Below are 22,270 nucleotides of genomic sequence, written 5' to 3'. Positions count from 1 at the left end.
TAATAGCTGTTTAGGTAAATGCTACTTAGACTGGTCACCAAGTTTATAAGCCATGACGTAGTCACCAATAGTTGTACCTACTGAACCATGTCCACCAGCAACCAGTAGTACCATCTGCTCACCTTTAGAGTTTAGGTAAGTCATTGGTGTAGCCTGACCACCCGCTGGAATACGAACATTCCACAGCACATCACCATTCTTTAGGTCATAAGCGCGGAAGTTGTTTTCGGTCGCCGCTGATAAGAACGCAACGCCGCCTTTGGTGATCATAGGTCCGCCAATACCAGGGACCCCTAATTCCAGTTTAATTGGGATAGGAGACAGATCTTGTACTGTACCGTTTTTGCGCTGATAGGCAATCTCGCCAGTCGCCAGATCAGCACCTGCTACCGTGCCCCATGGTGGCTGCTGGCAAGGGACGCCTAGTGGCGATAAGAAAGGACCTAGCTCGACTGCATAGTCTGCGCCTTCGTTTGCATTGACCCCTTGTTCGCCTTTATTGGTCTCCGCATCGCCTAGCGTTTCTCTAGGAATGAGTTTTGAGGTAAATGCTAAATACGTCGGCATACCAAACATCACGCCATTTTCAGGATCGACCGCGATGCCGCCCCAGTTAAAGGTACCGAAGTTACCAGGATAGACCAAGCTACCATTGGTTGATGGCGGTGTATAGCGACCATCATAGTTGAGCTGATTGAACTCGATACGGCACATCATTTGATCAATGAGACTAGCGCCCCACATGTCTTTTTCAGTCATCATTTCAGGCTCAAAGCTCAAACCAGAGTAAGGCTGAGTCGGTGCGGCGTGCTCGCCTGCTACCAGATATCCCTGCGGCGCTTCACGTTCTTTGATCGGTACAATAGGCTCGCCTGTTGCACGGTTCAATACGTAGACGTCGCCTTGTTTGGTCGGTACGACCAACGCAGGCTGAACGCCGTCAGCAGTATCTAAGTCAAGCAACGTAGGCTGAGCAGGGGTGTCCATGTCCCAAAGGTCATGATGCACAAACTGCTGAACCCAGCGCGCTTCACCCGTTTCGATATCTAGCGCAACCACAGACGTTGCATACTTTTCTTCAGCAGCGTTACGATAGCTACCCAGCTGATCGGGAGTACGGTTGCCCATTGGGAAATATGCCAATCCAAGCTCTTCATCAGCACTAGCAATCGCCCATGAATTTGGTGAGCTGGTTTTGTAAGTTTGGGTTGGATCATTAACATCAAAAGGTGCGGTGTTTTCAGGATCACCTGAATCCCAGTTCCACATGAGCTCACCAGTATTGACATCATAAGCACGTATCACACCAGAAGGCGAGTTGACATCATAGTTGTCATTGACAGCGCCAGCTACAATAATAACGTCGCCTGCTACTACTGGCGGCGAGGTAGAGTAGTAGTATCCTGCCTGAGTAAATGGCATGTTATGCATCAAATCTAATGCACCATCATCACCAAAGTCTTGGCAGCGCTGTCCAGTATTTGGATCAAGTGCATATAGCTTGGCATCAGACGTCGGGATAAATATTTTGGCATCACATTGCTTAGAGGCGTTGTCAAATGTATTGCCAGCAATTTTTTGAACCATCGTATCGCGAGTATCCGCTTCGTTAGTCGCAGTAGTATCATCAGCAATCAAAGGCGTGTTATCAGTGCCAGCTTGCCCCGCATAATAAGAGACGCCGCGGCATGTTTGGTGCTGACGTTGTAAATTCTCTTCTACTTGAGGGTCAAACTTCCATAGTGTCTCACCAGAGTCTGCATCTAATGCCATAACCCAGTTGTGAGGTGTACATAGATATAGTGCATTGCCGATTTTGAGCGGGGTTACCTGATAGGTGGTCTCACCGACATCGTTAGGACCTTTGACATCACCTGTCTGGATCTGCCAAGCCAGTTCTAAATCTTTGACATTATCAGTGTTGATCTGTGTCAGAGGAGAGTAGCGCTGTCCGTAGTCTGTACGACCATACGCGCTCCACTCGCCATCTGGCGTTTGTTGACCATTGGATAATGGGTCACCAAGATTGGCTGACGTTTCATCTGTACTGTCATCTTGGTCGCTTTTATCGGTCGCAGACAAATCAAGCTCGCCTAGTTTGTCAGTAGCGTTATTTGCCAAGCTCCCAAAAGAGAGCAATGCGCCCACAACGACACTAGCGAGCAGACCCCAATAATATAGGGGACTTTTCTTAACAGAGTCTGTGGTTGGTGATGTGCTCGCGGCTACTTGAGGCTTATGTCCACGCATCTTATTAGCTACCCATGGTAATAGCATGAGCAAACCAAATATCAGTGGGAAACCAACGCGAGGTGCTAGCGCCCACCAATAAAATCCAGATTCCCATAGTGCCCACACCATGGTCGCCACGATAAAGAGGGCGTAGAGTCCGTAAGCACTCCAATGTTTTTTGAACAATAAAAAAGCTGTCGTTAACATGATAACGCCAGCGAAAAGATAGTAAGGACTACCGCCTAGAGAGAGCAGATAAGCGCCGCCGATAAGCAAAGGGGCGGCAAAAACTGCCATAATGATCGCTACGAGTTTTTCCATGAGCGGTATCACCTGTTACATAAGAGCAAATGGACATGTAGTGATCGATACCCAGTAGCCATCAAAGCCTAAATTTTCAAATATTTAGGCCATTAAATGTCTAGGTGTCCAGCAATACATGCATAAATAAAAAATAAAACGTTGGATGACGTTTTAGACTCTATTTTATCATTTATGCATAAGTTGGGTAAAGGTGACGCAAGCTAGCAGTAACGGTTTGGTAGGGTTGTTTTAGTTGTTGAATTGTTTCTGACACAGTTCCATAAAGGCGCGACCGTATTGGCGGATTTCGGCATCATCGCGTACTGCCATCCAACTGGTAAAGCGGCCAAAATGATCTACTGGTATGGCAGTTAGGTTCTGATAATGGCTAGGTTCAAACGCCATTTCTGCGATGATGCCAATTCCTAGGCCCAGCCCAACATAGGTACTGATCACATCAGCATCCAGCGCCGCTAGTACGATATCTGGATCTAAACCTGCTTCTTCAAAGGTTTTATCGATGGCGCCGCGTCCAGTAAAGCCGCCATGATAGGTGACAATAGGATAGCTGGCAAGGGTAGGCAAGTCGATAGATTCTTGACTAGCAAGCTCATGATCGCTCGGTACGATAACGCGGTGCGTCCAGTCATAGTAACGGTAGCATCTGAGGTAATTGTTTTGCAGCAACGACTCGGTTGCGATACCAATATCCGCCTGACCACGAATCACCATCTGCGCGATGGTCTCAGGATCTGCCTGTTGCAAGATGAGATTTACTTTGGGAAAGCGATCTTTGAACTCTTTGACCACTTGCGGCAACACATAGCGTGCTTGTGTGTGAGTGGTGGCAATCGTTAGTGTGCCTATATTGGGATTGTTAAAATCTAGACTCAAATTTTCAATGGTACGGATTTCAGCAAAGATAGACTCGATATGAGGCATGAGTGCTGTACCCATAGTGGTCAAACCTGTCAAGCGCTTGCCTTGACGAATGAATACTTCGGTCTTTAGTTGGTTTTCGAGGGCTGCGATATGCTTAGATAAGCTCGACTGGCTCGTGTGTAGTACCGTCGCTGCTTGACTTAAGTTATAGCCATTGATCACCGTATGCCATACTGTTTCCAACTGTTTAAGCTGAATCTGCAAATGTCGCTGGTTGACCACTACGTCGATTGCCATAACCTAATCCTATTGTATAACTATATAAACCTTATCTATGTTTGAAAGGTCTGTATATGAAAGTAAAAACATATGAATATACCGCAATAGGCTAGTGTAAAACAAACCTATTATTCTTGTATATAATAAATAGCTATCAATTTATAATAATAATGAATATAGAGGCAGTTCATGTGGCGACATAGCTCTCAACATCGGTCATGATGGCTTATGTCAGTAAAACGTGAATGGCTTATAAGATGGTAGCCGCTCATAAAAGACAAATGTCTTATGAAGGATAAGCGGTTTATAAAGCACAGAAAATTACAGCTTTCTAGAAAATAGATTTCAAACGGGTAAATTTTCAGCACAAAAAAACAGCTACCTTCTAGAAGGTAGCTGTTCATGATTTATAGACTTACTTAATGTTCATGAATCCAATAAATAACGCTTACTTAGCAACATCATAGCGATCTGCGTTCATCACTTTATTCCAAGCGCTCACAAAGTCACGAACAAACTTCTCTACATTATCGTCTTGTGCATATAGTTCAGCATAAGCACGTAAGATAGAGTTTGAGCCAAATACTAGATCGACACGGCGTGCTTGCCATTTGACTTTTCCAGTGCTGCGCTCACGCACTTCATAGTTATCAACAGTATCACTTGCTTTGTCGTCCGATTTTACAGGATGCCAAGTGTAGTTCATGTCTGTCAAGTTAACAAAGAAGTCATTGGTGAGAACACCAGCACGTTCCGTAAAGACACCATGTTGGCTGTGACCATAGTTGGTATCGAGGACTCGCATACCACCAATCAATACAACCATCTCAGGCGCTGTCAATCCCATCAACTGAGAGCGATCAAGTAGCATCTCCTCAGGAGAAACGGCATAATCTTCTTTGACCCAGTTACGATATCCATCATGTAATGGCTCTAAATCAGCAAAAGATTCAGCATCAGTCATTGATGCATCGGCATCACCGCGACCCGGTGTAAATGGAACGGTTATGTCTACACTTGCCTCTTTTGCTGCTTGCTCGATAGCCGCGTTACCAGCCAACACAATTAGATCGGCCAAACTGATGTCTTTGTCAAAGTCAGCTTGAATGCGTGTCAATGTCTCAAGTACACGTTGTAGCTGCTCTGGCTCATTACCCGCCCAGTCTTTTTGAGGGGCCAAACGGATACGTGCACCGTTGGCACCGCCACGATAGTCTGAGGCACGGAATGTACGTGCGCTATCCCATGCGGTAATGATAAGTTCACGGCGGCTCAACTCACTATCTAATACCTGCGATTTTAGCGTTGCAATATCATCAGCAGTTAACTCTGCATTGCCTGCTGGGATAGGATCTTGCCAGATAAAATCTTCGCTTGGTACATCGGCACCTAAATAGCGAGCTTTAGGTCCCAAATCACGGTGAGTCAGCTTGAACCATGCTTTGGCAAATACTTCATCAAAATACTCTGGGTTGTTGTGGAATTTCTCAGAGATCTCACGATAGATAGGATCTTTAATCAACGCCATATCGGCATCAGTCATGATTGGATTGCGGCGTACGCTTGGATCATGAGCATCTAATGGACGATCTTCTTCTTTTATATCCGTTGGTTCCCACTGCCATGCACCTGCTGGACTTTTGGTCAATGCCCAGTTTTGGTTTAATAATAGCTCAAAATAACCGTGATCCCACTGAGTAGGGTTGGTCGTCCATGCGCCCTCGATACCACTTGAGACCGTGTTACCTGCATTGCCGTTACCTTTAGGGTTGCGCCAGCCTAGACCTTGCTCCTTCACATCAGCGGCTTCTGGCTCATCTTCTAGGGTTGTTGCATCACCATTACCATGACATTTACCCACGGTGTGACCACCAGCTGTTAATGCCACAGTCTCTTCATCATTCATTGACATACGAGCAAAGGTAGTACGCATATCTTGAGCTGTTTTTAGTGGGTCAGGGTTGCCGTCCACACCTTCAGGGTTAACATAGATCAAGCCCATTTGTACTGCTGCTAGTGGGTTTTCGAGCGAGGTACGGTCTTCGTCATCGTCGTAACGGTTCTCTGTATCTGCTAACCATTCACGCTCAGAACCCCAGTAGATGTCTTTTTCTGGATGCCAAGTATCAGCGCGACCACCAGCAAAACCTATGGTTTTGAAACCCATAGACTCATAAGCCATGTTACCTGCCAAAATCATCAAGTCAGCCCAAGACAGTTTATTGCCGTATTTTTTCTTAATCGGCCATAATAAACGGCGCGCTTTGTCTAGGTTGACGTTATCTGGCCAGCTGTTCAATGGTGCAAAACGTTGGTTACCGGTATTAGAGCCACCGCGACCATCAGCGCCGCGATATGTACCAGCTGAGTGCCATGCCATGCGAATCATCAAGCCACCATAGTGTCCCCAGTCTGCTGGCCACCATTCTTGCGACTCAGTCATTAGATTTTTCAAATCTGTTTTTACCGCTTCTAGATCGAGTTGTTTAAACGCTTCGTTATAGTCAAAATCCGCTCCCATAGGATCGGTCTTTTTGTCTTGCTGATGTAATATGTCTAAGTTCAAGCTGTTTGGCCACCAATCGGTTGCAGCAGAAGCAGTAGTGGTATGAGCTTGTTGTATGACAGGACAGCCACCCATGCTAGGACGCTGCGGCGCATGTGATTTGTCAACGTTTTCACTATGAATCGTTGGACCCTTGTTATCTCCTTGATCATAAGTGGTATTGGTTGGTGCATTGTTGCTATGATCCACAGGGCAACCAGCAGTATCCTGCGTAGCGTCTTTGTTGGTTGGGGTATTGGTCGAATCGGACATGGTAAAACTCCTGGGCTATGATAATAGAAAGAACAAACAGTTAATCGAAATAATCATTGTTTATACATAGAGCATAGCGAAGCACTGTGTATTTATAAAACTAATATATAAGAATTATAAGTTTTAAATTATTAATCGTAAAAAGCTTGATGTTTTGTTTATCTAAATCGTCATTAACGCCTGTACTCGTTATCGCTAGTTGAGAATAAACCAGCAGATTACGCTCAATCAATTAGATCTATTTCAATTTTATAGCTACCTTTATATTACCTATATATCATGACGTTGTCAGGTATGGCTTAAGAGAGAATGTAGCAAGAAAAATAAGGGTTAATTTAACCTTAGAGAAATATTGTTATAATCTGCGAGACTACTACGAAACATAAGCCATCGTAAAAGCAATATAGTCAGTGAGTTAGTGCAAAAACATCTAGTCAAGGTGAAGGTTCTCAAGTACCATAACTGGATTTTGTTGTCATATCTATATTGGTACAACTTTATATTGGTACAACGTCGAGCAGTTTTTATCGATTCTTTTTTGTCGCTCCTTTGCTGAGTAACCGATTTTGAAGAGTGATAAGAATGGTGTGCAGTTGTGTTCCTTGTCTCAATTGTTGGTGAGTTATTATGTCTGCTGTCAAATCTGTGCCGCCCAATCAACCAATTGCCAAAAAATCATGGGGCGAGGCGACAAAAGCCTATCTAGACCCACGTGTGATTATCATGTTGTTTTTGGGTTTTTCAGCGGGTATCCCTATTCTGCTTATTTTCTCAAGCTTATCATTATGGCTCAGAGAGGCAGGAATCGATCGTAGCGTCGTCACCATGTTTAGTTGGGCGGCATTAGGATATTCATTTAAGTTTATTTGGGCGCCATTAATCGATGCGCTACCTGTACCGTTTTTGACAAAATGGCTCGGTCGCCGCCGCAGTTGGATGGTGGTATCACAGCTGCTCATTGTGCTGGCCATCGTTCTAATGGCAAGGGTAAACCCTGTCAGTGAAGATGTTTTGGTCTATATGGCAGGTGCTGCGGTGTTGCTTGGCTTCTCTTCTGCGACGCAAGATATTGTGATTGACGCCTACCGTATCGAGCTTGCACCGCCGTCTATGCAGTCTATTTTGTCTTCTATTTATGTGTCAGGTTACCGTATTGGTATGATCGTTGCTGGGGCAGGCGCGTTGTATTTGGCGGACTATTTTGGCTCAAATGAGACTTTTTATAGTTACGAAGCATGGCGCAATACCTATTATATTATGGCAGGGGTCATGACTTTAGGGGTCTTGACGACGTTTGCCAGTTATGAGCCGACGGCTGACGTTTTACAAAACAACAAGCAAAAAGGCAATTTAAAAGTATTTCTTATTTATTCTGCGTTACTGCTGATACCAGGTTTGCTATTCGGTATCATTTATCTGATCAACATCTTAATCAATACAGTATTTGATAGCACAGTGGCATTGATACCGCTAATGATAATGCCGGCTATCAAGTTTTACTTTTTGGCTTTGGTTGCTTGTGCCCCATTATTACTACTGTACTTCATCGTCAACCAACCCAAAATCATCAACAAAGCCCCACTGGTCGCTGAGACTCGTGAGGATTACGTCAGACTGGTGGCGTTGTTTGTGTTTTCAGTGATTGCCTTTATTGCTGCTTACATAGTGATGGGACAAGTCCTACCAGAATTTGAAGGCGCATTTTCTAGCTTCTTTGTAGAAACTTTCCATTTACTGGTGAGTTTAGGGGCGGCGATGGTAGCAGGCTACGCATTGGTACAAGTAGGATTAGTCAAGAAAGAAGTAGCCATGGCAACATGGATCGAGCCTGTTTTGGATTTCTTCCGTCGTTATGGCAAAAAAGCCCTGTTGCTGCTGGCGTTGATTGGTCTGTATCGTATATCTGATATCGTAGCCGGCGTGATCTCAAACGTCTTTTATCAAGACATGGGCTTTAGTAAGACGGACATTGCGAATGCCGTGAAGCTGGTCGGTGTGATTATGGCGATTGGAGGTGGGTTTTTGGGCGGGATTTTAGCCCAGCGCTTCCGTATTATGCACGCTATGATGATTGGTGCTATTTTAGCCTGTGCGACCAATTTGTTATTTGTACTATTGACGTATAATCCAGGTAGCTTACCATTCATGTATTTGGCAGTCATTTTTGATAACTTAGCTGCAGGACTAGCAAGCGCTGTATTTATTGCCTTCTTGTCGGCACTGACCTCTATTCGCTTTACCGCCGTACAGTATGCTATTTTTTCTTCACTGATGACGCTCATACCTAAGGTCATGGGTGGGTACTCAGGTGCTATCGTCGATAATATGGGCTACCCGTTCTTCTTTATCTTTACCTTTGCGATTGGTATTCCTATCTTGGCACTGATTTATTTCGTTGATAAACATATTGTCATTGGTGATAACGATGACATTTATGGCGACGACGATGGCAGCGGCGATAAATTAGCTAAGGCAAATCCAAACCTGGCTGATACCAAAGAGCCACCGCGCGCGTCAGAGTAGTTTAGTCCCTTTACTGATCTTTCTATTATTTTTAAGAGTGACTTATGTCAGCATCAACCATCGGTCAAATTAAGCAACACATTGGACAACTGACGAATGATAATACGAGCAACCAGCTGCCGTCGTTTTGGCTAACGGACTGGTTGCTATATGTCATTGATAAGCCCGCGATAGCGTTGATGACGGATGAAGATTACCAATTGAGTGACAGCGAGCTTGCACAGTTCACTGATGGTGTGAATAAGATGCAGCAAGGCATACCGCTTGCGTACTTGACTGGGCAGCAAGAATTTTGGTCACTTAATTTTAATGTCAATGAGCATACTCTGATTCCTAGACCGGATACCGAGGTATTGGTCGAGCAGGTACTACAGTGGATCAATGCTCAGCCGACATGTATTAATAATAAGCGTTTGCTAGATTTGGGGACGGGTTCAGGTTGTATCGCTATCAGTCTTGCTCATGAACTTAAGCACGCTAACTGGCAAGTTGTTGCGGTCGATTTATCGCTCGACGCGCTGAAGGTTGCTCAGCATAATGCTGTGAGCAATGACGTTGCTGATATTGAGTTCGTCCAAAGCAGTTGGTATCAGGCACTCGCTACTGGTTCTGAACATCAGTTTGATGTGATTGTCTCTAATCCACCATATATCGATGAGACAGATGAGCATTTGGCTGCGTTAAAGGCTGAGCCGATAAGCGCGCTGAGTGCGCCCAATCATGGCTTGGCAGATATCGAGCATATTATTCAGCACGCATCGATATACCTATGCACAAATGGGTTATTGGCTATCGAACATGGCTATGATCAAGGTCCTGCTGTTCGACAGTTATTTTTGGATAATGATTTTGAGTCGGTGCATACGGTACAAGATTATGGTGGTAATGACCGTGTCACGCTAGGGCAAGTTCAATAGACAAGTTTTTTGGTAGTAGATTTCTTTGATTATAGGTTGTAGATAAATATGGTAGAAGAGGTGGTACCGCTATCCGATGATGAGCTGCTCCGTTATGCTCGACACGTTTTATTAGACGGTTGGGATATGGATGCTCAACTGCGATTAAAATCAGCACGCGTGGTTATGATAGGGGCAGGCGGTCTTGGTTGCCCAGCGTCTGAGACACTGGTACGTGCAGGGGTAGGTCATGTTCACCTGATTGATGATGATGAGATTGAGGCGAGTAACCTACAACGACAAACGTTGTTTTTGCCAGAAGATATTGGCAAATCTAAAGCATTGAGTGCAGCTGCCATGTTAGCGCGTATCAATCCTCTGATACAAGCTCACGGGACAGTCGCACGTTTAGATGAAAACAATGCTTATGAGCTGCTAGGTATGGCGATAAACAAGCCTGACTTACTTTTAGACTGTACTGATAATTTTGCGACGCGTGATAGTATTAACCGTATCAGCGTGCGCTATCAAATACCGCTGTTATCAGCCTCAGCAATTGCAATGCAAGGACAGCTGGCGTTGTTTGAGCCTCAGCTCGATACTGGCTGCTACCACTGCGTGTTTGGCTCGGTTGTGCGCGATGATGCCGCTGATGAACGTACTTGTGCTAATTCGGGTGTGCTCGCTAGTACTACAGCCGTCATGGGTAATCTGCAAGCCAATGCCGCCTTACAGTATTTGGGATTAACCAAAAATCCACTGACAAACAAGCTGCTCATATGGGATGGTAGTCAAATGCAGCAGCGGCTGATGGGTTATAGAAAAGATCCCCAATGCCCTGTCTGTAGTAGTGTTAATTAATATGCTAGTGCTGTAACCCTTTATAAATACTTTTATCATATTATCTATTTTCAAACATCCTTCTTATTACCATAGTTGTTTTTTATGAAAATTCATCGTCCGCATTTATTAAAACATACCTTTAATGTTGTCAACCGTGTTCGCCAAACAGCGAGTGTGGCGGGTTTGTCTGCGCTGAGAGTAGCAAAAGGGGAAAGACCTGATGCGATGTTACTCAAAGAGACTTTTGAGCAGCTCGGCACCACTTATATCAAGATTGGTCAGTTTATTGCCAGTACGCCGTCGCTATTTCCACGAGAGTATGTCAAAGCATTCCAAAGCTGTCTGGATCAGACCACGCCATTGTCTTATGCTTATATTGAGCAAGTGTTAAAAGAAGAGCTAGCGACTGAAGGCATGACCCTCGATGACACGTTTGCACATATTGACTCAGAGCCGCTCGCATCAGCTTCTATTGCCCAAGTGCATGCAGCACGGTTGCATAACGGTGATGAAGTGGTGCTAAAAGTGCAAAAACCTGGCGTTGAAACTATTATGCAGACTGATTTGGGTGTCTTGCATGGGGTAACTAAACTGCTCGAAATTGTAATGCCGTCGATGAAATTTGCCAGCATCGCACCGATCATCGATGAGATTCGTCTGCGTATGCTTGCTGAGACTGACTTTATCGCTGAAGCGCAAAATATCCGTGATTTTCAGCAGTTCCTAGCGGTATCAGGGAATACGCGCGTAGTGGCGCCGCAAGTATACGAGGCGTTGACCACCAAGCGTGTACTCACAATGAGCCGACTATATGGCGTCTCGATGGTCGATGAGTCACTCATGCGTCAGTACTGTAGCGATCCTGCACAAGTGATGGCAGATACTCTAAACACGTGGTTTGCCAGTCTCATGCTGTGCAACAGTTTTCATGCTGACTTACATGCTGGCAATTTGATGCTATTGACCGACGGCCGTATTGGCTTTTTAGACTTCGGTATCGTGGGTAAACTAAAAGCTCAGAGCTGGCGCGCGTGCATGGGTATGATGCAGGCGATGCAGGACAATGACTATCAAGCGATGGCACGTCATATGATAGATATGGAAATGACGCATGGTGATAACAAGGTCGATGTGGCTGCATTGGGTAATGACTTACAGCGCATGATGAAAACCATCATGGCAGAAGATAAGGCGTTTACCAGTGGCGTACCTTTCAACAGCAAAGAACAAGCCGATGAGCTGAATCAAATGATGCTTGAGATTGTCGAAGTAGGTAAGCGTCATGGTATCCATTTTCCGCGTGATTTTGCTTTACTGACCAAACAGATGCTATATTTTGATCGGTTTATGCGTACGTTAGCCCCTGATATGGATATGTTCAGTGATCAACGTGTACAGATGCTAGGACAAGGTGAGACAGAAATGCCGCCGCTAAACGTCTCGTAAATGTTGATTCGATTAGTAAATCATAGGTTTGTCGTTTTTGCTATTGATGAGTGCCTGAATATCTGATTCGATGGGCATTTGGGCTACATGGCAATGCCGCTATTGTAGGGTTAAGATGTTTGCAATCAATCTCTGTCGGCAGGGTAGCGATGATACTCACACTATGCCAAATACCACTGCTGCCTACTCCGACTTACTGATTGCATTGGCAACTCTTATCTATGGACTAGGGCAGTTTCTTGGCTTATTGGTCATAGGCATGCAGGCAGGGCAGAATGATAATGCTAATACTCCGTCGTCCTGCACTGATGGTGGCTTGAATTAGTGGCTTAGATTCTCTAAACCACGCTCCGACTAAACACTTCTCGTAACTCAAAGCTGGTATGTACTTGGGCAACGCCTTCGATACGATTGAGTCTATGTAACAAAAACTCCTCGTAATGCGCCATATCGCGTACCCTCACTTTGATTAGATAGTCCTCTGTGCGTCCTGTGACAATACTACAGCTAATAACTTCCTCAAAACTTTGAACTTTGCGCTCAAACTGTTCGAAACGCTCAGCTGTATGACGGTCCATACTGACAGCGATAAACACAGCAAGTGGATAACCGAGTTTTTGTGCATCGGTCTTGGTTTGATATCCTGTGATAACATTTGCATCTTCTAAGCGTTTGATTCGCCGCGCGCAGGGCGTGGCAGATAGATTAACGCGCTCAGCAAGTTCAGTCACACTCATGCGGGCTTGTGTCTGTAATAAGCGCAGTAGTTGCCTATCGATCTCATCTATATCTGCTATTACTGTATTCTCGATCTGATGGTCTGGCATTTTTATTGTCTCAATAGTGAATTAACTCGATTATAGAGCCTAATATAGTATTATTCACTAAAATAACAATAAATAGAGTGAAAAAAAGCAGGTTTCTGAGCATCAAACTTTGCTATTATTGTGATATAAACACTAGCTATCTTGTATGATAAGTATTGATCTAACCAGCAGCTAATCGCCCACTAAATATACAAATAACGATACCGTCTAAGGATTGATTATGTCTGACCAAGCCACTCGCACTGCAGTCTCAGGGACTGCAAAGATCACACCAAAAAGTGCCGCTTTTGACTTTCGTAAATACCGTCCATTTGCATTTGCACCCTCGCTGCCAGATCGGACGTGGCCGAGCAAAACAATCGAAAAGTCACCGATATGGGCAAGCGTAGATCTGCGTGATGGTAACCAAGCATTGATTGACCCGATGACTATTGAACAAAAAATGCGTTTTTTTAAGACGCTAGTCGATGTTGGTTTTAAAGAAATTGAGATTGGTTTCCCATCAGCGGCACAGGTTGAGTTTGACTTTGCTCGTAAGCTCATTGAAGAAAACCATGTACCTGATGATGTGACATTACAAGTATTGGTACAAGCGCGAGAGCATTTGATTGCCCGTACCTTTGAATCATTGAAAGGCGCAAAACGCGCAGTCGTTCATGTTTATAACTCAACCAGTCGTGTACAACGCGAAAAAGTATATGGCAAAGACAAAGCTGAAATCAAAGAGATTGCTATTGCCGGTGCCAAGCTACTACAAGAGTATGCAGCAAAGTATCCTGAGACGGATTGGGTATTTCAATACTCTCCTGAGAGTTTTAGCCAGACAGAGACTGAGTATGCTGTAGAAGTCTGCGACGCAGTTTGTGATGTGTGGCAGCCACAGAACGGTCAAGAAGTTATTTTTAACCTACCAGCGACTGTTGAGGCATCTATGCCCAATGTCTTTGCTGACCAAGTCGAGTACTTCTGTCGTCATCTTGCCCAGCGTGAGCATGTCATTATTAGTTTGCATACGCATAACGATCGCGGCTGTGCAGTAGCGGCAGCTGAATTGGGTGTACTTGCAGGCGCTGATCGTATCGAGGGTACTCTGCTTGGCAATGGCGAGCGTACCGGTAATATGGACATCATGGTCATGGCTATGAACTTGTTTAGCCAAGGTATCGATCCTGATCTTGATTTTAGTAATATGAGTGAAATCGTACAAGTCGTGAGCGAGTGCAATAATTTACCGTTGCATCCACGTCACCCTTATGTAGGCGAGTTGGTCTTTACGGCATTTAGTGGCTCACACCAAGATGCCATCAAAAAGTCTCTCGATTATAATGAAAACCATCAAAATGAGACGGATAACGTTTGGGATGTGGCTTACTTGCCAATCGATCCTGCACATATTGGTCGTAGCTACCAAGATGTGGTGCGTATCAATAGTCAGTCAGGAAAAGGTGGCGTTGCTTATATTCTACAGCGTAATTATGGCTTTAATTTACCGCGCTGGATGCAGATTGACTTTAGTCGCGTAGTACAAAAGCAGGCTGAAGCGGTTGCCCGCGAATTGCAAAACGATGAAATCCTACAGACCTTTGAAGATACTTACTTACAGCAAGGTAAGTTCGAGCTATTAGACTATAGTGTCAATAACAAAGGCGGCGAGGTGTATTTTAGTGGTCAGGTACAGATGAATAGTGACACTATTGATATTGATGGTACTGGTAACGGTCCGTTGTCATCGTTTATTGATGGTCTTGCACAGCATACGGGTAAGTCTTTGCATATCATTAACTATGCTGAGCATGCGATTAACCCGCACCATAACAGCGGCAATGGCATCGATGACGATACCAACAGTGACAACAAGACTAATGCCAATGCTGCTGCCTATATTCAGCTAAATGTAGATGGTGAAGTATACTCTGGTATCGGTACATGTAGTAGCACGGTATCAGCGATGCTCAAAGGGGCGCTGTCAGCTTTTGCTCAAGCATTGAATACAGAAGTAGCCTAATACTAAAAAGTGTACTAAACAGCAATCACTGAGTAGTCCGGTGACCTGCGCTGATCTTAACTTCATAAATATATAGCGCCATAGCTCCTTGTGTCTAACAAGAAAAGTTATGGCGTTATTTTTTGGGTAAAAAGAAGACTGAGTGTTGGTCAATGTTCTATCTTCTTATGGATATAGCCTACGGTTATGCGGATATTTTTGAATACTTTATATATATAATGCTGCGACTAATAGCATAATGTTACTTGTGTTTTTGGTGCCTACGACTTACGCTAACGTATATATTAAAATATTATAAATAAAAGGTTAACCATGGAACCTACCTCATTTGCTTCGTTTACATTAGCATCTATTCTAGCTTCATTACCTGCAAACGGTGAAGCGGTTACTGAGCCGACAATCACTACTCATATCAGCCCCGCTATTGCAGGGCAGTGGGAGATCGATTTGGACAGCCCTATCACTATGACCAAAGAGGCGAGGGCTAAGCAAGCGACTGTGAGTGAGCAAAAACCCAGTAGTGCAGAGCCTAAAGTGATGGCTGGGATAGATGGCGGTATACTGACCCAAAACGAAGAGCGAGTTTTAAAGATTCCGCCCACTACTAACAAGAACCTTATTAGTTCAGCAAATAAGTCTGCGCAGTGCCGCGAGTTGTACAATTTCGGTGCTGATAACGAGATGCGAGCGTCGAGTGGCAAAGAGTGGACCTATGGTCGTTACTTGATCACTCATCGCGAAGAAGGTCTGCCTATTATCGCGATCAAGACAGTCTATGACAATAACGAGGTAGACTGCTCGGGCAATCAGATAGACCAGACTGATGAAGCGTTGATTGCCTTTATCAATCATGATGGCAATCAGATGCAGTGGTGTGCTGATCCTGATGGAAAAGAATGCTTTATGAATTTCAATAGAGTTTTGCCATAGGAAGTGGTGTTAATAGTACATTATCTATCATATAGAACACTAATCGTCCTGTTCTAAAACGACAGAAAAAAGCCGCTATCGATCTAGCGGCTTTTTCGTATTAAGTTTCTAATAAGTCTGGTTTAGAGAGTAATAATAAGCAGATTAAAGTCTTTAACTATCAATCCTCTAATTGTAATAACTCTAATTGCTATAATTTATGATTCTTTCTTGGTTTTGTCCGCACTCAACATCTCTCTTTCAAGATAGTGAATGTTTTGTGCTTCTTGAACAAACTGATCATCCGCCAAAATCACATCACGATGAAGTGGAATATTGGTCTTGATACCTTCGATGATTAATTCATCAAGGGCATGTACTGTCTTAGCGATAGCTTGCTGACGCGTTTGACCGTGACAGATAAGCTTACCGATCAACGAATCATAATAAGTCGGTATTTCATAACCAGGATATAAATGCGAGTCAAAACGAATACCAGAACCACTTGGTGTGAACAATTGGCTAATAGTACCAGGGCACGGCACAAAGGTAGCTGGGTCTTCAGCATTAATACGGCATTCGATCGCATGACCTTGGATTTCAATCTCACTTTGGCGATAAGATAGACCATAACCAGCGGCAATTTTGAGCTGCTCGACAACGACATCGATGCCAGTAATCATCTCAGTTACGGGATGTTCAACCTGCACTCGAGTGTTCATCTCAATGAAGAAAAACTCGTTGTTTTCAAATAAAAACTCAAACGTACCTGCACCGCGATACTTCACAAGCTCACAGGCTTTCACACAAGCTTTTAGAATTGGTTCGCGTACATCATCTGGGATATCTGGTGCAGGCGCTTCTTCTAGTACTTTTTGGTGACGACGTTGTAATGAGCAGTCACGGTCATACAGATGGATGGCATTACCATTCCCATCACCAAGTACCTGTACTTCTACGTGGCGCGGGTTTTGTAGATAGCGCTCCATATAGACTGTATCATCACCGAACCATAGCTCAGCTTCTTGTTTGGCAGCTTGTACTTGACCAACCAACTCATCAAAGCGCTCAACCACACGCATACCGCGTCCACCGCCACCAGAGGCGGCTTTGATCAGTAATGGAAAACCGATATTACGTGCTTGCTCTTCAGCGTTGTGGAGTGTCACAGCGCCAACAGAGCCTGGCACAGTCGGCACGCCTGCTTTTTTCATCGCGTTGATAGCAGAGACTTTATTGCCCATCAAGCGGATGTGATCTGCATTTGGACCAACGAAAGTCAATCCTGCTTCTTCTACTCGTTCAGCAAATTCGGCATTTTCAGACAAAAAACCATAGCCTGGGTGGATAGCATCTGCGCCAGTGATTTCAGCAGCGGTTAAGATGGTATTGATATCCAGATAGCTTTGGTTGGCATTAGGTTTGCCAATACAAATTGCCTCATCAACAAAGCGCAGGTGCATCAAATTGGCGTCAGCGGTAGAGTAGACACCTACTGTTTCAATACCTAGCGCTTTACAAGCTCGAACGATGCGCAGGGCAATCTCACCTCTATTGGCAATGAGCAATTTTTTTATCATGGGTTCATCCTTGTCGAAGCGTCAGTCATTGACCAAGTTTAATATAGCATCGTATTATTCAATATTGATACGATAGGTACACCAAAACTCAGCCATTATGAAATAAAGTATGGCAAATATCGTTACGCTTTATAGCGTATGACAGGTTGGCCGAACTGTACGACTTCAGAATTGTCTACCAAGATTTCATCAATGATACCGCTTTGAGTCGCTTCAAGTGGATTCATGATTTTCATGGCTTCGATAATACCTAAGGTATCACCTGCTTGAACTTTTTGCCCGACTTTTACAAATGGTGGATCATTTGGCGTTGGTGCTGAATAGAACACGCCAACCATAGGTGAGCTTTCGACATTTCCAGCTTTTGCCGCAGGTTTTGCATCAGCAGCTGTCGTTGGGGCAGCGCCAGCAGTTGGAGCTGCCATCATAGCTGGTACAGGCGCATCATAGTGACGAGTCAAACTAATATGTTCATCATCTGAACTGATTTCTAAATTTACCAGTTCACTTTCTTCCATAAGGGCGATGAGGGTGCGTATTTTTTCAATATCCATAGTTTTTATCTGACCTTGTACTAAATTCGAGAAATAGTGTAACTAAATATTGTCTAATTAGTCGCTAATGATACCTAGATTCAGGGCAATGAGCAATCAATGTACAGTTGTTAACTGAGAATTTTTACATATTTTGACGTAAGCTAGCTGTTTAGTAAGAAATCTTCTACGATTTATCATAGTCTATGTCACCAAGCAGCGCCAGTCATGTTGTGAGATAGAATGCTCTATTAAGTCGATATTAGCCCCACAATGCTGTCAGACGTTTTTGTTGATAACGTAGACGCAGCGTCAATAGAACAGAGGACAAAAACAGACCAGTGATAAGGGCCATCCAAAATCCTTGTGCGCCAACATCGGTAAAACGCACTAAATAGATACCCAGTGGCAATGCAACCAGCCAATAGCAAAAGAGCGTCACCCACATCGGTATCGTTGTATCTTGCATACCGCGTAATATGCCAGCGACATTGACCTGCCAGCCATCAAAGAGCTGGTAGGCAAGGGCAAAGATAAGCAGATGCATAGACTGAGCTCTCACAACGGGATTATCAGTAAACGCAGCTGCCAATTCTGGCCTAAATAACCATATACCGAGCATACAAACTATAGCAATCAGGACTGTCCAAATAAGCCCAGTAGCTTGCACTTGGCGTAGTGCCAAGAGGTTTTTTTGACCAAATCGATTTGAGATCATGATAGTGAGTGCCATAGCGACGGATATCGGTATCATGAATAGTTGCGAGGTCACGGATAGAGCCACTTGATGCGCTGCTGTCGCAATCTCACCCAATGGACTAATAACCAAGGCTCCCAAACTAAATAAGCTGGCTTCAAAAAAGATAGAAATACCAATAGGGATGCCAAGCTTTAAAAGTTTTTTGATCTGTGTACGATTTGGACGTGTAAAACCATAAAAAAAGCGAGTAGTGGCAAACTCTTTTCGCTTGGTAAAACCTGTATAAGCGGCTAATAAAAGCACATTTATCCATAATACTAATGCAGTTGCTACACCGCAGCCAGCGCCGCCCATCTCAGGCATACCAAATAAACCATGAATAAAGATATAGTTGAGCGGTATGTCGGCCATCAGACCAATAATACTAATGACAGTCACAGGCTCAGGTCGACCCAGTGCCTCACAGTAACTGCGCAGTACGGCATAGACTGCTAGTGCAGGGAAACCAAAGGACACACCATGCAAATACTGTGTTGCGATCGGCTGAATATTCTCAGGTACACCCATGAGACCCAGAACATTGGGTGCCAAATTGACAGCAATAAACCCAATAATCCCAATCACCCCTGCGGCCCATAAGGACTGCTGCGTGATATGTGGAACCTGGTCATGCTGGTTTTGACCAACCGCTTCACCAATCAGAGGGGTCGTCGCGATTAATATACCTGTCGCTAACAAAAACAGTGGGAGCCAAATACCAGACCCAACTGCCACTGCTGCCAAATCAAGCGCAGACACCTGGCCTGCCATGATAGCGTCAACAACACCAAGTGCCGCTTGGCAAAACTGAGTGATCAAAATAGGTAGGGCAAGTACGCCTAAACGTAAACTGTAGCTTTTAAAATCTTTGAAAGACAATGGAAAAACCATGGTGAGCAACTTTTTATTCTTTGCGGTAATTGTTATTAAGAGCATTATTATGAATGAGCCCGCACTACTATTAATCCGAAGAGAGCAATGCATCAAAAATGAAGCAATAGCATGAGCAGAAAAGTCGTGCCGATGATGATACCTCGATAAACGTTATGAGCAAGCTCATAAAGACCAAGCACGGCAATGAAAATAAAGGTCTTAAAATAAGGGTTCTAGAATAAAGACACTAAAATAAAAATAACCCGTCGATCCAAGCAGTGGATTGACAGGTCATATATAGATAAGATGGTAAAGAAGCGGCGCTATGATGTCAACGCTTTGAAGGGTCTATATACATATTAATCATAGACGCTTTGTACTTCACTGCTTATCACCGATAAGTGATGTGTTGAATCAATAAATTAATTAATGATTCGTTGTCTGCTCTGGTAATATCTCAAGTGTCTCCGCCATATTCATAATCGCGCGCCAGTGCTTGGGTTCTAATGGGATCACTGTTAATTGTTGACAGCCTTTTCTCAGTAGTAAGGAATCTTCGAGCGCAGGCAAAAATTTTAGCTCTGATAAGGGCAATACCTCGGTAAAAGCGTGCTCAAAAGTGAGATCTACCATGTACCAACGCGGCGCTTCTTCGGTCGCAATAGGGTCGTAGTGTCGATGCTCAGGGTGAAACTGGCTAGGGTCAGGATAGCCTGCTTGGCTCACAGTCATAATACCAGCCACACCAGAGGGTTTGGCACTAGAGTGATAAAAGAAAACCTTGTCACCAACTTTCATATCATCGCGCATAAAGTTACGCGCGCGGTAGTTACGAACACCGTCCCAACCGTCGGTGCCCAAGCGCTGCAAATCTTCAATACCAAAAAATTTAGGGTTGGATTTCATTAACCAATACGCCATATATCTATCCTTTGAATTTTTGTTTATTCTTTAATTCGTTCTTAAAACTACTAGGGTTAGTTTCGATTAACTCACCCTCAAACATGTTTTAAATCGTGTCTATTCTTAGTAGAGGCTGTTTTTAATAGATTCTCTATATACTGCCCATAAGTTGTTATGGTGAATAGAGCGTTTATACGTGTTTTTGTTAATAGTTTTATGATAGATAGGCTTTTCTTTATCCAATCTAGTCGCTATCCTAGCGTTACTTTTAATATCGATTATTATTGCTCACTACAAAATAAGTTTATTTATGCCCAAAGTGAATACAGAAAGCATGCCAAACGACCTAAATACATTAAGTCTTACTGAACCAACAACGGATACTATCGCGGTAAACGTGACTGACATTCCATTGTCTCTTTACATTCACATTCCGTGGTGTGTGAAGAAGTGTCCTTATTGTGATTTTAATTCGCATGAGTTGCCTGTAGACAGTCAGATCTCCATGTATGATGACTATGTCGATGCGTTACTGCTAGATGCAACGATGCAGCAATCACTGGTGCAAGGTCGCAAAATTTCTTCTATATTTATCGGTGGCGGCACGCCATCTTTGTTACCTATTGCTCAGTATCAGAGATTGTTCTCTGGTCTACGGTCATGTTTTGAGTTTGCAGCAGATATAGAAGTCACGATGGAGGCCAATCCAGGTACGCTTGAGCATGCGCCATTTGCGCAGTATCTAGAGGTTGGCATCAATCGGTTGTCTATCGGCGTACAGAGCTTTGCTGCTGATAAGCTGACAGCGCTTGGACGTATCCATGACCCTGCGCAAGCATTATCAGCAATTAAGGCTGCCAAATCTGCTGGATTTACGCGTGTTAATGTCGATTTGATGCACGGTCTACCACAGCAAACTATGAAAGAAGCTCTTAATGACATTCAAATGGCGCACGATGCTGGCGCCACACATATTTCTTGGTATCAATTGACAATTGAGCCCAATACAGTGTTCTATCGCAGTCAGCCGGTCTTACCTGATGAAGACAACTTGGCAGATATTGAACAAGCAGGTCAGTCGCTATTGCAGCAATTAGGCTATAGCAATTATGAAGTGTCGGCATGGGCAGGCGCATCAGACAAGCCATGCCGTCATAATATAAACTATTGGCAGTTTGGCGACTATTTAGCAATAGGTGCAGGGGCGCATGGCAAAGTGACGGTTGGTTATAACCTAAACAATGAGCCGTCAACGCAAAGCAATATGCTAGAGACTGACCTAGTAGCAGAAGCAGGTATTTATCGATTCAGTAAGTCACGTCTGCCGAAGGATTACGTTGGTTCTACAGATATCACTGAGCAGTCTCCTGTCAAGCAAAGCGCACCCAAAATGGTTGGCTGGCAAGAGATTGATCGTGATGAGCTGGTAAGCGAGTTTATGTTGAATGCGCTGAGGTTGCATGGAGGTGTGGCTTGGTCATTGTTTGAGGAAAGAACGGGGCTGAATCTTGATAGTATTAATGAGCAAGTGGCTGGTTTGATAAAACAAGGGTTGCTGATAGACAGTGATACGCAGTTACAACCGACACTGTTAGGGCAGCGCTACCTTAATCAGATACTACGTGCTTTTTTATAAGATAAATAGCCAAAAATAAAAAAGGCTTACCAAAAAATGGTAA

General features: G+C 44.0%; 16 protein-coding genes. 8 read left to right on the top strand and 8 right to left on the bottom strand.

Features of this window, described 5'->3' with window-relative positions; all coding sequences use genetic code 11:
- Positions 1-21: 21 nt before the first annotated feature.
- The 3 genes from AC5JP1_RS04520 to katG form a co-directional block, all read right to left on the bottom strand.
- A complete protein-coding gene (locus AC5JP1_RS04520; RefSeq protein ID WP_493843306.1) occupies positions 22-2,553 on the bottom strand; it encodes a membrane-bound PQQ-dependent dehydrogenase, glucose/quinate/shikimate family in 2,532 nt (843 codons plus the stop codon).
- 231 nt (positions 2,554-2,784) lie between these two features.
- On the bottom strand, positions 2,785-3,714 hold the full coding sequence (locus AC5JP1_RS04515) for a LysR substrate-binding domain-containing protein (RefSeq protein WP_493843305.1): 930 nt from the start codon (positions 3,712-3,714) through the stop codon (positions 2,785-2,787).
- Positions 3,715-4,144: 430 nt separating this feature from the next.
- Positions 4,145-6,337 (bottom strand): catalase/peroxidase HPI, encoded by a 2,193-nt coding sequence (gene katG, locus AC5JP1_RS04510; RefSeq protein WP_493844433.1) that lies wholly within the window; start codon positions 6,335-6,337, stop codon positions 4,145-4,147.
- An 804-nt stretch (positions 6,338-7,141) separates the two neighbouring features.
- On the opposite strand from katG, the gene AC5JP1_RS04505 reads away from it, so the two are divergent.
- The 5 genes from AC5JP1_RS04505 (at position 7,142) to AC5JP1_RS04485 (ending at position 12,547) form a co-directional block, all read left to right on the top strand.
- Positions 7,142-9,037: an AmpG family muropeptide MFS transporter gene (locus tag AC5JP1_RS04505; RefSeq protein WP_493843304.1), complete on the top strand. Its 1,896-nt coding sequence runs from the start codon at positions 7,142-7,144 to the stop codon at positions 9,035-9,037.
- A gap of 44 nt (positions 9,038-9,081) precedes the next feature.
- Entirely contained in the window at positions 9,082-9,954 is an 873-nt protein-coding gene (gene prmC, locus AC5JP1_RS04500; protein WP_493843303.1) for a peptide chain release factor N(5)-glutamine methyltransferase, read from the top strand.
- A 48-nt stretch (positions 9,955-10,002) separates the two neighbouring features.
- Complete coding sequence (locus AC5JP1_RS04495; RefSeq protein ID WP_493843302.1) at positions 10,003-10,794, top strand: HesA/MoeB/ThiF family protein; 792 nt, start codon at positions 10,003-10,005, stop codon at positions 10,792-10,794.
- A gap of 84 nt (positions 10,795-10,878) precedes the next feature.
- Complete coding sequence (locus AC5JP1_RS04490) at positions 10,879-12,222, top strand: ABC1 kinase family protein (protein WP_493843301.1); 1,344 nt, start codon at positions 10,879-10,881, stop codon at positions 12,220-12,222.
- A 115-nt stretch (positions 12,223-12,337) separates the two neighbouring features.
- Positions 12,338-12,547: a hypothetical protein gene (locus tag AC5JP1_RS04485; RefSeq protein WP_493843300.1), complete on the top strand. Its 210-nt coding sequence runs from the start codon at positions 12,338-12,340 to the stop codon at positions 12,545-12,547.
- Between the two features lie 13 nt (positions 12,548-12,560).
- Here AC5JP1_RS04485 and AC5JP1_RS04480 read toward each other — a convergent pair whose 3' ends face one another.
- Positions 12,561-13,049 (bottom strand): Lrp/AsnC family transcriptional regulator, encoded by a 489-nt coding sequence (locus AC5JP1_RS04480; protein WP_493843299.1) that lies wholly within the window; start codon positions 13,047-13,049, stop codon positions 12,561-12,563.
- Between the two features lie 220 nt (positions 13,050-13,269).
- Here AC5JP1_RS04480 and leuA point away from each other — a divergent pair, with 220 nt between their 5' ends.
- Together leuA and AC5JP1_RS04470 are read left to right on the top strand one after the other, a co-directional pair.
- On the top strand, positions 13,270-15,054 hold the full coding sequence (leuA, locus tag AC5JP1_RS04475) for a 2-isopropylmalate synthase (protein ID WP_493843298.1): 1,785 nt from the start codon (positions 13,270-13,272) through the stop codon (positions 15,052-15,054).
- 312 nt (positions 15,055-15,366) lie between these two features.
- Positions 15,367-15,984 (top strand): hypothetical protein, encoded by a 618-nt coding sequence (locus AC5JP1_RS04470; RefSeq protein ID WP_493843297.1) that lies wholly within the window; start codon positions 15,367-15,369, stop codon positions 15,982-15,984.
- 197 nt (positions 15,985-16,181) lie between these two features.
- On the opposite strand, the gene accC is transcribed toward AC5JP1_RS04470, so the two are convergent.
- The 4 genes from accC to AC5JP1_RS04450 form a co-directional block, all read right to left on the bottom strand.
- The gene (gene accC, locus AC5JP1_RS04465; RefSeq protein ID WP_319050348.1) at positions 16,182-17,543 is read right to left on the bottom strand and encodes an acetyl-CoA carboxylase biotin carboxylase subunit; all 1,362 of its coding nucleotides are present in this window, start codon (positions 17,541-17,543) and stop codon (positions 16,182-16,184) included.
- 122 nt (positions 17,544-17,665) lie between these two features.
- The gene (gene accB, locus AC5JP1_RS04460; RefSeq protein WP_493843296.1) at positions 17,666-18,097 is read right to left on the bottom strand and encodes an acetyl-CoA carboxylase biotin carboxyl carrier protein; all 432 of its coding nucleotides are present in this window, start codon (positions 18,095-18,097) and stop codon (positions 17,666-17,668) included.
- Positions 18,098-18,338: 241 nt separating this feature from the next.
- Positions 18,339-19,706, bottom strand: coding sequence for an MATE family efflux transporter (locus tag AC5JP1_RS04455; RefSeq protein ID WP_493844432.1), 1,368 nt, complete (start codon positions 19,704-19,706; stop codon positions 18,339-18,341).
- A 408-nt stretch (positions 19,707-20,114) separates the two neighbouring features.
- Positions 20,115-20,609 (bottom strand): EVE domain-containing protein, encoded by a 495-nt coding sequence (locus AC5JP1_RS04450; protein ID WP_319050350.1) that lies wholly within the window; start codon positions 20,607-20,609, stop codon positions 20,115-20,117.
- Between the two features lie 316 nt (positions 20,610-20,925).
- Between AC5JP1_RS04450 and hemW the strand changes: the two genes are divergently transcribed.
- Entirely contained in the window at positions 20,926-22,227 is a 1,302-nt protein-coding gene (hemW, locus tag AC5JP1_RS04445) for a radical SAM family heme chaperone HemW (RefSeq protein ID WP_493844431.1), read from the top strand.
- Positions 22,228-22,270 lie beyond the last annotated feature (43 nt).

This window comes from Psychrobacter sp. H29 (assembly GCF_059073055.1).
This window is presented reverse-complemented; position numbering and strand designations above follow the sequence as displayed.

Bases quoted from the DNA above. Each gene is read 5' to 3' on its own strand.
- AC5JP1_RS04520 (WP_493843306.1), bottom strand. From the start codon at position 2,553: ATGGAAAAACTCGTAGCGATCATTATGGCAGTTTTTGCCGCCCCTTTG.
- AC5JP1_RS04515 (WP_493843305.1), bottom strand. From the start codon at position 3,714: ATGGCAATCGACGTAGTGGTCAACCAGCGACATTTGCAGATTCAGCTT.
- katG (WP_493844433.1), bottom strand. From the start codon at position 6,337: ATGGGTGGCTGTCCTGTCATACAACAAGCTCATACCACTACTGCTTCT.
- AC5JP1_RS04505 (WP_493843304.1), top strand. From the start codon at position 7,142: ATGTCTGCTGTCAAATCTGTGCCGCCCAATCAACCAATTGCCAAAAAA.
- prmC (WP_493843303.1), top strand. From the start codon at position 9,082: ATGTCAGCATCAACCATCGGTCAAATTAAGCAACACATTGGACAACTG.
- AC5JP1_RS04495 (WP_493843302.1), top strand. From the start codon at position 10,003: ATGGTAGAAGAGGTGGTACCGCTATCCGATGATGAGCTGCTCCGTTAT.
- AC5JP1_RS04490 (WP_493843301.1), top strand. From the start codon at position 10,879: ATGAAAATTCATCGTCCGCATTTATTAAAACATACCTTTAATGTTGTC.
- AC5JP1_RS04485 (WP_493843300.1), top strand. From the start codon at position 12,338: ATGTTTGCAATCAATCTCTGTCGGCAGGGTAGCGATGATACTCACACT.
- AC5JP1_RS04480 (WP_493843299.1), bottom strand. From the start codon at position 13,049: ATGCCAGACCATCAGATCGAGAATACAGTAATAGCAGATATAGATGAG.
- leuA (WP_493843298.1), top strand. From the start codon at position 13,270: ATGTCTGACCAAGCCACTCGCACTGCAGTCTCAGGGACTGCAAAGATC.
- AC5JP1_RS04470 (WP_493843297.1), top strand. From the start codon at position 15,367: ATGGAACCTACCTCATTTGCTTCGTTTACATTAGCATCTATTCTAGCT.
- accC (WP_319050348.1), bottom strand. From the start codon at position 17,543: ATGATAAAAAAATTGCTCATTGCCAATAGAGGTGAGATTGCCCTGCGC.
- accB (WP_493843296.1), bottom strand. From the start codon at position 18,097: ATGGATATTGAAAAAATACGCACCCTCATCGCCCTTATGGAAGAAAGT.
- AC5JP1_RS04455 (WP_493844432.1), bottom strand. From the start codon at position 19,706: ATGGTTTTTCCATTGTCTTTCAAAGATTTTAAAAGCTACAGTTTACGT.
- AC5JP1_RS04450 (WP_319050350.1), bottom strand. From the start codon at position 20,609: ATGGCGTATTGGTTAATGAAATCCAACCCTAAATTTTTTGGTATTGAA.
- hemW (WP_493844431.1), top strand. From the start codon at position 20,926: ATGCCAAACGACCTAAATACATTAAGTCTTACTGAACCAACAACGGAT.